This window comes from Escherichia sp. 10290 (assembly GCF_030295155.1).
In the GTDB taxonomy this organism is placed as follows: Bacteria; Pseudomonadota; Gammaproteobacteria; order Enterobacterales; family Enterobacteriaceae; genus Escherichia; species Escherichia coli_F.
Genome location: NZ_AP025741.1, coordinates 3,078,952 through 3,093,147 on the forward strand (window position 1 = coordinate 3,078,952; position 14,196 = coordinate 3,093,147).

The following is a 14,196-nucleotide window of genomic DNA, read 5'->3' on the forward strand; positions in this document are numbered from 1 at the left end:
TGTCGAATATTACTGTTGTTCAGAGGCAATCATCTCTTCGATTTCTTTGATGATGCCCGCAGCGTTTTTAATTGCGTCCTGCAAAGTGATTTCATAAACGTCGCGTGATTCGAAACGTTCGTTATCTTCCGGGGTAACCGCCACGGAGTGGATGATGATGGTCGCTTCGGCGATATCCTGCGCGGTCAGACGATTCTGGATGCCGTCCGCACCCTGGGTTTCAATTTTCACTTCATAACCGGCGTCTACCGCCGCTTCTTCCAGCGCCTGAGCGGCCATAAAGGTGTGAGCCAGGCCCATTGGGCAGGCACATAAGGCAATCAGTTTCTTACTCATCGTTAATTCCTCGTTCAGTGATAGTTGACGAGTGAAATTATGAACGTGCAAAACAAATCGCCGTTACCAGACAAATAATGCATTTACTGGAGAATTAATCCCGCTGTACGGAAGTGTGACGCAGGTCGGCCTTGTGAGGAGACACAAAGAAAAATTGAATTAACTGTATGATTTAAAAGATTATCGGGAGAGTTACCTCCCGATATAACAGGAAGGATTTACAGAATGTGGCCTAAGGTCTGGCGTAAATGTGCACCGGAACCAAGAAGGCCCGGATTGTCATGGACGATGAGATACACCGGAATATCATGGACATATTCTTTAAAGCGCCCTTTATCTTCAAATGCGGCACGGAAACCAGAGGCTTTGAAGAACTCAAGGAAGCGCGGCACGATACCACCGGCAATAAACACGCCGCCAAATGTCCCGAGATTGAGCGCCAGATTGCCGCCAAAACGGCCCATAATGACGCAAAACAGCGACAACGCGCGGCGGCAATCGGTGCAGCTGTCAGCCAGCGCACGTTCGGTAATATCTTTTGGCTTGAGATTTTCTGGCAGGCGGTTGTCGGCTTTCACAATCGCGCGATACAAATTCACCAGCCCAGGACCAGAAAGCACGCGCTCTGCCGAAACATGACCAATTTCTGCACGCAGTATTTCGAGGATAATGGCCTCTTCTTCACTATTCGGCGCAAAATCAACGTGACCGCCTTCGCCTGGCAAGCTTACCCAGCGTTTATCAACATGAACCAGATGCGCAACCCCAAGCCCTGTTCCGGCACCGTAAACCGCAATAGGTTTACCTTCTACCGGTTCTGCGCCACCAAACTGAATCAGATGCTCTTTTTTCAGCATCGGGATCGCCATCGATACAGCGGTAAAGTCGTTAATAATTTCCAGATGACTAAAACCGAGATTCTTTTTCATTTCGGCAATTGAGAACGCCCAGGTATGGTTGGTCATTGCCACCCAGTCACCGGTAATTGGGCAAGCGATGGCAATACAGCCGTCTTTCACCTCGACCTTATGTTCTTCAAGATAAACGCGAATGACCGCTTCGAGGCTGGGGTAATCAAGCCCTGAATAGGTCTTAGCCTGCGAGATTTCACCACTGGCAATATCACACAGAGCAAGACGTGCGTTGGTGCCGCCCACATCACCGACTAATGCATACTTTGTCATTCTTCAACTGCTCCGCTAAAGTCAAAATAATTCTTTCTCACACTGTAAATACCTGGGGGCATAACAACAACGCCGGAAAGGCAGGCTCCCTGTAAATATCGATCTGGGTCACACAATTACTTTATCGTTTCAGCACCAATTGCAGCGATGCCTTTTTGCAAGCTGGGCAAACTAAGTATCTGACCCTGCATAAGGAATAGAACATGCTCCATCCGCGAGCCAGAACCATGTTGTTATTATCGCTCCCCGCCGTGGCAATTGGGATTGCGTCCAGTCTTATTCTGATTGTGGTGATGAAAATCGCCTCGGTATTACAGAATTTGCTCTGGCAACGACTGCCGGGAACTCTGGGGATAGCCCAGGATTCACCTTTCTGGATCATCGCCATATTAACGCTAACAGGTATTGCGGTGGGGTTGGTTATCCGTTTCAGCCAGGGGCATGCCGGGCCAGACCCCGCCTGTGAACCGCTGATCGGCGCACCGGTTCCGCCCTCTGCGCTACCAGGACTTATCGTAGCATTAATTCTCGGTCTTGCTGGCGGCGTCAGTCTCGGGCCGGAACATCCGATCATGACCGTCAATATCGCCCTTGCCGTCGCCATTGGCGCTCGTCTGTTACCGCGCGTCAACCGAATGGAGTGGACTATTTTAGCCTCTGCCGGAACCATCGGCGCGCTGTTTGGCACACCTGTTGCAGCGGCGTTGATATTTTCGCAAACCTTAAATGGCAGTAATGAGGTTCCGCTATGGGACCGTCTCTTTGCGCCGTTAATGGCCGCAGCAGCTGGTGCACTTACTACCGGATTATTTTTCCATCCTCATTTTTCACTGCCCATTGCGCATTATGGGCAGATGGAGATGACCGATATTCTCAGCGGTGCAATTGTGGCGGCTATTGCCATCGCAGCAGGGATGGTTGCCGTATGGTGTCTGCCACGGTTGCACGCGATGATGCATCAGATTAAAAATCCGGTGCTAATGCTAGGAGTTGGCGGATTTATTCTCGGTATTCTGGGGGTTATTGCTGGACCGGTTTCGCTATTTAAAGGGCTGGATGAGATGCAGCAGATGGTGGCAAATCAGGCTTTCAGCACCAGCGATTACTTTTTGCTGGCAGTGATTAAACTTGCCGCTCTCGTGGTTGCTGCCGCCAGCGGCTTTCGCGGTGGGCGAATCTTCCCGGCAGTGTTTGTCGGCGTGGCATTAGGATTGATGCTGCATGAGCACGTTCCCGCCGTTCCAGCGGCAATAACCGTTTCCTGCGCTATTCTCGGCATCGTGCTGGTGGTAACACGCGATGGCTGGTTAAGTCTTTTTATGGCGGCAGTCGTTGTACCCAATACCACATTGCTACCGCTGCTCTGTATCGTCATGCTTCCGGCATGGCTGTTATTAGCAGGTAAGCCGATGATGATAGTCAATCGTCCGAAGCAACAGCCACCCCACGATAACATTTAGCAAAAAATGCTCTCCTTTATGATTTAAGAGTTATGGCGATGATACGGGGCTTTACCTCCCCGTAATATTGCGTTAACAGGCCGCTGACGGCTTCGATCGTGAAGGAGAATAACAATGTTCAGGTCACTGTTTCTGGCGGCCGCCCTGATGGCATTTACCCCGCTTGTGGCAAACGCAGGTGAAATCACCCTACTGCCATCAATCAAATTACAAATTGGCGATCGCGATCATTACGGTAATTACTGGGACGGTGGTCACTGGCGCGACCGTGACTACTGGCATCGCAATTATGAATGGCGTAAAAACCGCTGGTGGCGTCATGATAATGGCTACCACCGTGGCTGGGATAAGCGTAAAGCCTATGAGCGTGGCTATCGTGAAGGCTGGCGCGATCGTGATGATCATCGCGGAAAGGGCCGCGGACATGGGCATCGCCATTAAACACATTCGCCACTGGAGCACAATGCCTGATGCGACGCTAGCGCGTCTTATCAGGCCTACAAACCGGCTCTTTAATGTGTAGGGCGGATAAGGCGTTTTACGCCGCATCCGCCAGTGATGCCTGGTACGACGCCAGTTGAACTATAGCCCCAGAGCCGTTCCCACTAACAACCAGATATTCAGCGCCACTACCAGCACCACAATCACCCAGCCTATCTGTTTTACGCGTTTGCTGTTCACCAGATCGCCCATCAACCTACTGTCACTGGTAAAAATTAGTAGTGGAACCAGCGCCAGAGCGATACCAAAACTTAACAGCACCTGGCTCATAACCAGAATCCGTGTCGGATCTAATCCCATCAGAATGACAATAAATGACGGCAACATGGTAACGGTGCGACGCACCCACAGCGGGATATGAAAACGAATGAAGCCCTGCATCACTACCTGCCCCGCCAGTGTCCCCACAACCGTTGAGGACAGTCCCGCAGCAACCAGGCTTAAACCAAAGACCGTTGCCGCAGCATGGCTTAACAACGGTTGCAGCGTCAGATAAGCCTCATCAAGATCGGCAACGCCAGTATGACCGGAAAAGTGGAACGCCGCCGCAGCCGTCGCCATCATCGCCAGATTGACAAAACCGGCAATAGTCATAGCGATAGCCACATCCCATTTGGTGGCAGAATAACGTTGTTGACGCGAACCACCATGTAAATGCTGAGTCAGCGAAGAGTGTAAATAAATCACGTGCGGCATAATCGTCGCCCCCAACACACCTGCCGCCAGGAAGACTGCCTCCGAGGTGGGTAAACTCGGGATTACCATTCCTTTACCCAGTTGCGCTAGGTTAGGCTGGGAGAAAATCAACTCTACAATGTAAGCCGCAGCAACAAACAGCAGTAACCCGCCAATCACTTTCTCCAGCGGTTTTTGCCCTCGACGTTGCAGCATTAAAATCAGGAAAGTCGCGATCCCCGTCAGCACCGCGCCCTGCAACAGCGAAACACCCAGAATGAGTTTAAAACCGATCGCCGCACCAATAAATTCCGCCAGGTCGGTTGCCATCGCAATGATTTCTGCCTGAACCCAATAGAACCACACTACGGGACGCGGATAGTGATCGCGAATCTGCTCCGCCAGGTTTTTACCGGTGGCAATCCCCAGTTTGGCAGACAGTATCTGAATCAGCATCGCCATCAGGTTGGCCCAAACGACAACCCACAGTAGCTGATAGCCGAAGCTGGCCCCGGCCTGAATATTGGTCGCAAAGTTACCAGGATCGATATAACCAATCGCCGCAATGAACGCAGGTCCCATTAATGCGAGCCTCATCTTGCGCGCCGCCCGTCCGCTGCTACTCTCAACGCGATAGTTAGTCATCTTGTGCCTCTAAAACATAGCCTTTGCTATGTTTCATGCTATGTCAAACGAGAATGATTATCAAATTCATTTAAGTGGATTGTGATGATTTCTTTGATAGACCAGAATTATGACGACGAAAAGATTGATGACTTGAATGTTGTGATTATGTTTAATGTTAGCACATTTACATAACTTTCAGCTTCCATACACAACATAGCAGAAATGTATGACAGCTCACTATTTTTGAAGCTTGTCACAGGACGTCATTATAGTGTGTGTCAGATCTCGTTTTCCTTAACCATGTTACATAGAATGTGCACGGAAATTTAACCTGCCTCATATTTGGAGCAAATATGGACCGCGTCCTTCATTTTGTACTGGCACTTGCCGTTGTTGCGATTCTCGCACTGCTGGTAAGCAGCGACCGCAAAAAAATTCGTATCCGTTATGTTATTCAACTGCTTGTTATCGAAGTGTTACTGGCGTGGTTCTTCCTGAACTCCGACGTTGGTTTGGGCTTCGTGAAAGGCTTCTCCGAAATGTTTGAGAAACTGCTCGGATTTGCCAACGAAGGGACTAACTTCGTCTTTGGTAGCATGAATGATCAAGGCCTGGCATTCTTCTTCCTGAAAGTGCTGTGCCCAATCGTCTTTATCTCTGCGCTGATCGGTATTCTCCAGCACATTCGCGTGTTGCCGGTGATTATCCGCGCAATTGGTTTCCTGCTCTCCAAAGTCAACGGTATGGGCAAACTGGAATCCTTCAACGCCGTCAGCTCTCTGATTCTGGGTCAGTCTGAAAACTTTATTGCCTATAAAGATATCCTCGGCAAAATCTCCCGCAATCGTATGTACACCATGGCAGCTACGGCGATGTCCACCGTGTCGATGTCCATCGTTGGTGCATACATGACGATGCTGGAGCCGAAATACGTCGTTGCGGCGCTGGTACTGAACATGTTCAGCACCTTTATCGTGCTGTCGCTGATCAACCCTTACCGTGTTGATGCCAGTGAAGAAAACATTCAGATGTCCAACCTGCACGAAGGTCAGAGCTTCTTCGAAATGCTGGGTGAATACATTCTGGCAGGTTTCAAAGTTGCCATTATCGTTGCCGCGATGCTGATCGGCTTTATCGCCCTGATCGCTGCGCTGAACGCACTGTTTGCCACTGTGACTGGCTGGTTTGGCTACAGCATCTCCTTCCAGGGCATCCTGGGCTACATCTTCTATCCGGTTGCTTGGGTGATGGGTGTTCCTTCCAGTGAAGCACTGCAAGTGGGCAGTATTATGGCGACCAAACTGGTTTCCAACGAGTTCGTTGCGATGATGGATCTGCAGAAAATTGCTTCCACGCTCTCTCCGCGTGCTGAAGGCATCATCTCTGTGTTCCTGGTTTCCTTCGCTAACTTCTCTTCTATCGGGATTATCGCAGGTGCAGTTAAAGGCCTGAATGAAGAGCAAGGTAACGTGGTTTCTCGCTTCGGTCTGAAACTGGTTTACGGCTCTACTCTGGTGAGTGTGCTGTCTGCGTCAATCGCAGCACTGGTGCTGTAAGTCCAATTCATTAATTAAAAAGCCGGGGATAATTCCCCGGCTTCAATTCCATGTAGGCCTGATAAGCGTAGCGCATCAGGCATTTTTCTGTTTGTCATCAGCCACAAAAGCCGGGGATAATTCCCTGCTTTTTTTACGCCTGTTAATCAGTTAATGGCTGAGGGCGACCAATCAAATACCCTTGCAGATATTGCACCCCGAGCTTATGCAATAGCGCCTGCTGCTGTGGCGTCTCGACAAACTCCGCGACCACACTCAATGACTTCGCTTTCGCCAGATCGGTAATTGATCTCACAATCATCGCATCCAGCGTGTTCGTGACGATATCTTTCACAAAGACGCCATCGATTTTGATGATATCAGCCTGCAAACGCTTTAACCGTTCGTAGTTGGCATAGCCGGTGCCAAAATCATCAATCGCAATCCGGAAACCAAACTTATGCAGCTGCTCGATGTTGTACATGCTGCTTTCTGCGTTAGAAAACGCCTGCTCCTCGGTGATCTCAAGAATGACCGCCTGCGGGGAGATGTGATAACGCTTAAACAGACGAATAATCCGCCCGGCAATATTCTTTTGTAGCAGCGTGAGCGGCATTAAATTAACTGAAAAGCGCGGGCCTTTTTTGTCGCAAGGGTGTGTGGCCAGCCACTTCAACAAGGATTCCAGCACTTGCAAATCAAAACGCGCGCTAAGGTTAAACTGAGCAATAAGGGGCAGAAACTTATCCGGGGTCATAATGCCGCCGTCATATTTCAGTCGCGCGAGGATCTCATCATAACCTTCACCCTCTTTGTTGCGAATTGGCTGGGCGTAGAGCAGCAAATCCCCCTGATCTAACGCCGTGCGAATGGTATTCAGCAATAGCACCTGTTTAGTGGTCTGCCCGGAAACCATCTCCTCTCTGCTATCCAGCGCCAGCACATGATGATGTGCGCAGGATTGCTCCGCCAGCCAGCTTAACTGCCCCAACAAGGGTTGCAGGGTTTCCTGATTTCCATCAAAACGCCCCCAGGCAGCACCATAGCCCATATCCAGCCCGGTATTGTTCCAGTGAATTTGCCGACTATTCAGGATGTTAACCATATGCTGGAGTCGCCCTTCCGTTTCCGGCCCGCTCAGTACTAATAGCAGTTCACTCCCCGGCAATTGATACAACTTTTCGTTTTCCTGCATCAGCGGCATTAACGTACGGTAAATTGAGCGGATACAGTGAACGCGCATCATTAACCCGTAATGACGACTCATAAACTCAAGGTTATCAATACGCAGGCAGCAAAAACTCTTGCCAGCCTCTTGCTCTGGTGCTTGTTCCAACGCGCGAAAGTTGGGTAAGAGCGTTAACGGATCGGTCAGCGCCTGCAAATGCCAGCGTCGGTTAAGCCATTCACTACGATGATAAATGCGCACCATATAGAGCAGGCAAACACTAAAGGAAATCAGCACTGCGAGAATAAATGCCAGCGAATATTCGGTTAGTACCCCTTGCAAAAAGTTCTGGTTGTAATTCAGCAGGCAAAGCGTTGAAACAGCCCAGGTGAGATTTAAAAACGGATAGCGAAGCTTACCGACCCCGAGGGTAAAGATGATAAAGAAAACAGGTACCAGGTAACCGGCAATGAAGTCATTTTCATACGGTGTACACATCAGAAGTAGCAGCACGCTAAGAGCTGCCAGCCAGCTTAAGGTAAATGCGCGTTTCTCTTTGCTCAACGACGGAGCGATATCCCTGCGCCACAGTATCTGCGCAAAGTGGGGACTTACAATCATGCGGGTGAGATAGTAAAACAGCATGTTGTAAATCAGCACTGCGGTGAAAAGGCTTAGCAAATCAACGACCGTGAAAATGGCATCCGCATCGCCGAAAAAGGTAGATATCTTTAGCGGAAAATCAAAGAAATTCCCCACAAGATACATGCTGCATTTGATGCCAATCGGTGCCACCAAACCAAGCCAGAAGAGACGTTGCCAGACGTATCGGCTGGTCAAACCATAACGCCAACGCGTTCCCAATTGCCAGCGTAATATTGCACAGGCACACAGGACTGCAAACGTCTGGCTGCCGAGCATGACCGCGGTCTGTAAAAAAGAGAGATGAAAGTTCCACAGATTGGTGCAAAACATCCCGCATAAAACGGGAACGACACCGCGCCAGCCAAAGATAAACAAGATTGACAGCATTACGCACAGTGGCATCCACGCCAGAAAGATATAACTGGAATGGATAATGGCAAGTGGCGAAATAAAACGGGATAGCTGAATAAGTACCACGGTGAGCGTAAACGCTAGTGTGAATATCTTGATATTTTTTATCAGGTTATGCTCCACAAACATGAGTACACTACTCTCACTGATCGGGGTTTTCAGGCACACAAATAATAAGTTTATTCGCATCGCGAAGCAAACAGGGGCCAGCCTGTTGCTGTTTTTTCAGTCAGTGATGCATTCACCACACGGCACTGCCAGGATGTAGACTGTATTACAAAAGCGGCAAAAGGCAGAGACAAAAAACCCCCGCTTTGCAGCGAGGGTTTGAAATTTGGTGGAGCTAAGCGGGATCGAACCGCTGACCTCTTGCATGCCATGCAAGCGCTCTCCCAGCTGAGCTATAGCCCCACGAGTCGTTTACGTACCAAATTTGCTGGGTGCAAAATTTGGTGGAGCTAAGCGGGATCGAACCGCTGACCTCTTGCATGCCATGCAAGCGCTCTCCCAGCTGAGCTATAGCCCCATCACGTAAAGCTTGTCGAGTTGACGGGCGGCATCATATGAATTCCGCCCGAATGTGTCAACGGCAAATTGCAGCGTGTAGTTTCAATCGCTGAAAAATCAGGCAAATGAACAATTTTGGAAAACCGCTCGCATTCAGTAGTTATTCATGTCACGGTTTCCTGTAAAGTGGTGTTATAAAATGAACCGCTAATAGACCTACATACATTCAGGGAATTGTTATGTTCAAGGAGAGGATGACGCCAGATGAACTTGCCAGACTGACCGGTTATAGCCGTCAGACCATTAATAAATGGGTACGCAAGGAAGGCTGGACGACGTCACCAAAACCAGGCGTCCAGGGTGGCAAAGCCAGACTGGTTCACGTCAATGAACAGGTTCGTGAATATATTCGGAATGCAGAGCGTCCGGAAGGTCAGGGAGAAGCACCTGCCCTGTCTGGTGATACGCCGCTTGAAGTGTTACTGGTGACACTGGCGAAAGAGATGACGCCAGTTGAACAAAAACAGTTTACATCCTTGCTTCTGCGGGAAGGGATTATCGGGTTATTACAACGCTTAGGGATTCGCGATAGCAAATAATATGAAAAGATTACGCAATAAAATGACCACCGAAGAACTGGCGGAATGCCTCGGTGTGGCTAAACAAACTGTTAACCGTTGGATCAGAGAGAAAGGCTGGAAAACGGAAAAATTTCCCGGCGTGAAAGGCGGTCGTGCCAGACTTATTCTGGTCGATACGCAAGTTTGCGAGTTTATTCAGAACACGCCAGCCTTCCATAACACGCCGATGCTTCTGGAAGCCGAAGAACCGCTTGCCGAATATGCACCGGGGATTCGCACTCCCGCTTATCGGCAAATCATCAGCGCAATAGACAACATGACTCACAGTGAGCAGGAAAAAGTTGCGCAATTTTTGTCACGTGAAGGAATTCGTCATTTCCTTGCTCGTCTCGACATAGATGAATCAGAATAAATAAAAAACGGCAGGGGTATCTCTCCTGCCGTTTATCTTTTATGCGCTAATTACTGCTGATTTTCGCGTTCAGCAATAAAAGCCAGCGCTTTGTTGATACGCTCGATACTGCGGGTCTTACCGATTGCGTGAACGGTAACATCCAGCGCCGGAGACTGCCCCGCACCGGTTACGGCGACACGCAGCGGCATACCAACTTTACCCATACCCACTTCCAGCTCATCCGCCGTCGCCTGAATAGCGTGATGAACGTTTTCAGCGGTCCAGTCAGTAATCGCAGTCAGTTTGTCACGAACCACTTCCAGCGGCTGACGCGCTACCGGACGCAGATGTTTTTTCGCGGCGTCGGCATCGAACTCAGCAAAATCTTCGTAGAAATAACGGCAGCTCTGTGCCATCTCTTTCAGCGTCTTGCAGCGTTCGCCCAGCAGTTTCACCAGATCAGCCAGCTGCGGGCCGTTACGGGTATCGATATTTTCCTGCTCAATGTGCCATTGTAAGTGAGTAGCAACATACTCCGGCGGCAGCGCGTTAATGTAGTGATGGTTCAGCCACAGCAGCTTGTCGGTGTTGAACGCACTGGCAGATTTGCTGACGGCATTCAGAGTGAAGTATTTAATCATCTCTTCACGAGTGAAGATTTCCTGATCGCCGTGGGACCAGCCCAGACGCACCAGATAGTTCAGCAGTGCTTCAGGCAGATAACCATCATCACGATACTGCATTACGCTGACCGCCCCGTGACGTTTGGACAGTTTTTTACCGTCATCGCCGTTGATCATAGAAACGTGCGCGTAAACCGGTACCGGCGCTTTCAGAGCCTTAAGAATGTTAATCTGGCGCGGTGTGTTGTTGATATGGTCTTCGCCACGGATAACGTGGGTGATTTCCATATCCCAGTCATCGACAACCACACAGAAGTTATAGGTTGGGGAACCATCGGTACGGCGGATAATCAGATCATCCAGCTCCTGGTTGCTGAACTCGATCGGACCACGGATCTGATCGTCAAAAACAACAGAACCTTCCTGCGGGTTAGCAAAACGTACGACACACGGCTCATCATCAGCGTGATGCTCATGACTGTGGCGGCAGCGACCGTCATAACGTGGTTTCTCACCTTTTGCCATTTGCTCTTCACGCAGCGCTTCCAGACGCTCTTTGGAGCAGTAGCATTTATAGGCAGTGCCCTCTTCCAGCATCTGATCGATCACCGCGTTGTAGCGATCAAAACGTTTGGTCTGGAAGTACGGACCTTCATCCCACTCCAGGCTCAGCCAGTTCATACCATCCATAATGGCTTCGATAGCTTCCGGCGTGGAACGCTCAAGATCGGTGTCTTCAATACGCAGCACGAACTCACCGCCGTGGTTACGTGCAAAAAGCCAGGAGTAAAGAGCAGTACGCGCGCCGCCAACGTGTAGATAGCCTGTTGGGCTTGGCGCGAAGCGAGTTTTGATTTTCATGAAATGGCCTTACGTTTAGAAAGATGCCGACAACCGGCAAATCCTGGAAAAATTGAGTGGGCGATATTCTATCACTCCCGCCTGATTCCTCAATGTAGTTCGGGTTGCAACCTTACGCATTATTGTTTTCGTTGACAAATTGCGCAACACGGTCTGTTTTGCGATCATCTTGCTTAAATTTACGACGAACGAACAATTTCTTTAGAAAATGCGTTGACTCATTTTGAACTCTCCCTATAATGCGACTCCACACAGCGGGGGTGATTAGCTCAGCTGGGAGAGCACCTCCCTTACAAGGAGGGGGTCGGCGGTTCGATCCCGTCATCACCCACCAACTACTTATGTAGTCTCCGCCGTGTAGCAAGAAATTGAGAAGTGGGTGATTAGCTCAGCTGGGAGAGCACCTCCCTTACAAGGAGGGGGTCGGCGGTTCGATCCCGTCATCACCCACCACTTTCTCGCCAGCTAGATTTCTTGTAACAATGTGAAGTACCGAAGTGGGTGATTAGCTCAGCTGGGAGAGCACCTCCCTTACAAGGAGGGGGTCGGCGGTTCGATCCCGTCATCACCCACCACTTCGGGTCGTTAGCTCAGTTGGTAGAGCAGTTGACTTTTAATCAATTGGTCGCAGGTTCGAATCCTGCACGACCCACCAACATACATTCTTGGGATGTCTCATAGAGTCCGGGGAAGTAAGAAAACCGTATCACTGTCAACAGGATACGGTTTTTTTTCGTCTGTATGCTTCTCTCCGGGGTTCGGGGAATCCAGAGCAAATGGGCCTACGAATGGGCCTATGCTTCTGGCGGTGGAAATCTTGTAGGCCCATATTCAGTTTCCTGCTGAAAAAACTTCAAGAAAACAAAATATTGCACCACTCAATCACTGTCATTTTCAACTGACATTTAAGGAGTGATTGTATGGCTGTTCTTACCCGTCCGTTATCAGCTTGCGAAGTCCAGAAAGCAAAACCCTCTGATAAAGATTACGAACTGTTTGACGGGCAGGGGCTGACCCTGTTTGTCAGAACCAGCGGTAAAAAGATCTGGCGTTTTCGTTACAAACGGCCAAATTCGACTGCGCGAACCACCATCACTCTCGGGCATTATCCTGCCATGTCGCTTGCCAGCGCACGCGCATTACACGCCGAACAGCTTTCCCTGCTTGTGAAAGGTATTGACCCAAAGAAACTGGAGCAGGAGGAAGCCGAACGGGAGCGGCTGGCGGTGGAGAGCCTGTTTATTAATGTGGCGACGAGATGGTTCGCGGTGAAGAAAACCAGAATCTCCGAAGATTATGCAGACGATATCTGGAGATCGCTGGAGCGCGATGTGTTCCCGGCCATTGGGCAGATGCCAGTGACAGAACTGAAAGCGCACACGCTTATTTCCGCCCTGGAGCCTGTACGGGCGCGTGGCACGCTGGAGACGTTGCACCGGCTGACGCAGCGAATTAATGAGGTCATGAAATTCGCCATTAATACAGGCCTGCTGGATGCAAACCCGGCGTCAACCATTGATGAAGCATTCGTGAAGCCGAAAAAGCAGCATATGCCGACCATTCGCCCGGAGCGTCTGCCGGAACTCATGCAGCGGGTCCACACAACCTGTTTAAGCCCCATGACGCGGTTATTGCTGCAATGGCAACTCCTGACCCTGGTACGCCCTGCTGAGGCCGCAGGAACGATGTGGTGTGAGATTGATATGGATAAACGGCTCTGGACTATCCCGGCTGAACGCATGAAGATGAAGCGTGAGCACCAGGTGCCACTGTCACCACAGGCAATGTCGGTATTGGCGCAGCTTAAGCCATTAAGTGAGCATTCGCTGTATGTCTTTCCCGGCAGGGTTAAACGCAGCCAGCCAATGCACAGTGAGACGGTCAACAAGGCATTATGGCGGATGGGTTACGGCGGCGAGTTGGTTTCACATGGTTTCCGCGCGCTGGGCAGTACGGCGCTGCATGAAGCCGGATTTATGCCGGATGCGGTGGAAGCAGTTTTGTCACATATTGATGAAAATCCAACACGTGTTGCCTACAACCGCGCAGTTTACCTGGTTCAGCGTGTGGAACTGATGAATTGGTGGGGGCAGAAGATCAGTGAGGCATCTGTGACTGTAAGGGCAATATAGTGCTCCATATGGCAACAGAAATAGCCGTTATCAGCCATACCTGGTGACACAGGCCTGCCTGAGTCAGAAATAATGTAATTCTGTAAAAATGGAAAAGCAGATCCTGATTGACGGGGATCTGCTTTTTTGTATTGAGAGGTATTGCCATTGTGTTTGTTATTATTAATTGGAAATAGTACGAAATTATTCACCAGTGAATAATTTTGGGTAAAAACCTATTAATTAACGCCTTATTAATAGGAAACTGACCGTTTTGATTTGCATGCAAATCAAAACAGGTGGAAATCTATCAATAAGCGATAATTTCACGGAAAAAACAATTAATACGCAAAAATATCTGCACCACAACCTGATCATGAAAATATATCCTGCAACCTTTAAGAACCGCACCAGATACGCAGAGATAAAATCCTGCACCATTTCGGATTAGCCGATATCTACACCAGCATCCTGCGATTTAAAATACTCAGGACTGCGCCAGTTTCTGGCCCTTTAGTTTTCCGCCCTTTCCGGTCAGGCGCTGTTACCCTTATTGCCCCTTAACCTTTATGACCCT

12 protein-coding genes and 6 tRNA genes are annotated in these 14,196 nt (G+C 49.7%); 10 read left to right on the forward strand and 8 right to left on the reverse strand.

Going from position 1 to position 14,196, the window contains the following annotated elements; all coding sequences use genetic code 11:
- Positions 1–9: 9 nt before the first annotated feature.
- Positions 10–336, reverse strand: a complete 327-nt coding sequence (locus QUE74_RS15585; RefSeq protein WP_001354802.1) for a PTS fructose transporter subunit IIB — start codon at positions 334–336, stop codon at positions 10–12.
- Between the two features lie 218 nt (positions 337–554).
- Entirely contained in the window at positions 555–1,520 is a 966-nt protein-coding gene (gene glk / locus QUE74_RS15590; RefSeq protein WP_000170346.1) for a glucokinase, read from the reverse strand.
- 203 nt (positions 1,521–1,723) lie between these two features.
- Between glk and QUE74_RS15595 the strand changes: the two genes are divergently transcribed.
- Together QUE74_RS15595 and ypeC are read left to right on the forward strand one after the other, a co-directional pair.
- Positions 1,724–2,980 carry an ion channel protein gene (locus QUE74_RS15595; protein ID WP_000903120.1) on the forward strand — a complete coding sequence of 419 codons (1,257 nt, stop codon included), beginning with the start codon at positions 1,724–1,726 and terminating at the stop codon, positions 2,978–2,980.
- A 114-nt stretch (positions 2,981–3,094) separates the two neighbouring features.
- Positions 3,095–3,421 (forward strand): DUF2502 domain-containing protein YpeC, encoded by a 327-nt coding sequence (gene ypeC, locus QUE74_RS15600; protein ID WP_000490084.1) that lies wholly within the window; start codon positions 3,095–3,097, stop codon positions 3,419–3,421.
- Positions 3,422–3,562: 141 nt separating this feature from the next.
- Here the strand turns inward: ypeC and QUE74_RS15605 are convergent, their stop codons facing one another.
- Positions 3,563–4,801: an Nramp family divalent metal transporter gene (locus tag QUE74_RS15605; protein ID WP_000186373.1), complete on the reverse strand. Its 1,239-nt coding sequence runs from the start codon at positions 4,799–4,801 to the stop codon at positions 3,563–3,565.
- Positions 4,794–4,838, reverse strand: a complete 45-nt coding sequence (locus QUE74_RS29625; RefSeq protein ID WP_418517219.1) for a hypothetical protein — start codon at positions 4,836–4,838, stop codon at positions 4,794–4,796. The genes QUE74_RS15605 and QUE74_RS29625 overlap by 8 nt, the downstream gene beginning before the upstream one ends.
- Positions 4,839–5,136: 298 nt before the next feature.
- Between QUE74_RS29625 and nupC the strand changes: the two genes are divergently transcribed.
- Positions 5,137–6,339: a nucleoside permease NupC gene (gene nupC / locus QUE74_RS15610; protein ID WP_001317971.1), complete on the forward strand. Its 1,203-nt coding sequence runs from the start codon at positions 5,137–5,139 to the stop codon at positions 6,337–6,339.
- Positions 6,340–6,481: 142 nt separating this feature from the next.
- Here the strand turns inward: nupC and QUE74_RS15615 are convergent, their stop codons facing one another.
- From QUE74_RS15615 to QUE74_RS15625, 3 genes are all read right to left on the reverse strand, one after another.
- Positions 6,482–8,671: a bifunctional diguanylate cyclase/phosphodiesterase gene (locus QUE74_RS15615; protein ID WP_001354804.1), complete on the reverse strand. Its 2,190-nt coding sequence runs from the start codon at positions 8,669–8,671 to the stop codon at positions 6,482–6,484.
- A 206-nt stretch (positions 8,672–8,877) separates the two neighbouring features.
- Positions 8,878–8,953 (reverse strand) — tRNA-Ala (locus QUE74_RS15620).
- Positions 8,954–8,992: 39 nt separating this feature from the next.
- Positions 8,993–9,068 (reverse strand) — tRNA-Ala (locus QUE74_RS15625).
- Between the two features lie 220 nt (positions 9,069–9,288).
- Here QUE74_RS15625 and QUE74_RS15630 point away from each other — a divergent pair.
- Positions 9,289–9,648, forward strand: coding sequence for a YfeC-like transcriptional regulator (locus QUE74_RS15630; RefSeq protein ID WP_000472023.1), 360 nt, complete (start codon positions 9,289–9,291; stop codon positions 9,646–9,648).
- A 1-nt stretch (position 9,649) separates the two neighbouring features.
- The gene (locus QUE74_RS15635) at positions 9,650–10,042 is read left to right on the forward strand and encodes a MerR family transcriptional regulator (protein ID WP_000826498.1); all 393 of its coding nucleotides are present in this window, start codon (positions 9,650–9,652) and stop codon (positions 10,040–10,042) included.
- Between the two features lie 50 nt (positions 10,043–10,092).
- Here QUE74_RS15635 and gltX read toward each other — a convergent pair whose 3' ends face one another.
- Positions 10,093–11,508: a glutamate--tRNA ligase gene (gene gltX / locus QUE74_RS15640; protein WP_000695643.1), complete on the reverse strand. Its 1,416-nt coding sequence runs from the start codon at positions 11,506–11,508 to the stop codon at positions 10,093–10,095.
- Between the two features lie 258 nt (positions 11,509–11,766).
- Here gltX and QUE74_RS15645 point away from each other — a divergent pair.
- The 5 genes from QUE74_RS15645 to QUE74_RS15665 all read left to right on the forward strand — a co-directional run bounded on the left by QUE74_RS15645 (position 11,767) and on the right by QUE74_RS15665 (position 13,640).
- Positions 11,767–11,842, forward strand: a tRNA-Val gene (locus QUE74_RS15645).
- Positions 11,843–11,885: 43 nt separating this feature from the next.
- Positions 11,886–11,961 (forward strand) — tRNA-Val (locus QUE74_RS15650).
- Between the two features lie 46 nt (positions 11,962–12,007).
- Positions 12,008–12,083: transfer RNA gene (locus QUE74_RS15655), tRNA-Val, on the forward strand.
- A gap of 4 nt (positions 12,084–12,087) precedes the next feature.
- Positions 12,088–12,163 (forward strand) — tRNA-Lys (locus tag QUE74_RS15660).
- A 265-nt stretch (positions 12,164–12,428) separates the two neighbouring features.
- On the forward strand, positions 12,429–13,640 hold the full coding sequence (locus QUE74_RS15665; protein WP_000279887.1) for an integrase domain-containing protein: 1,212 nt from the start codon (positions 12,429–12,431) through the stop codon (positions 13,638–13,640).
- Positions 13,641–14,196 lie beyond the last annotated feature (556 nt).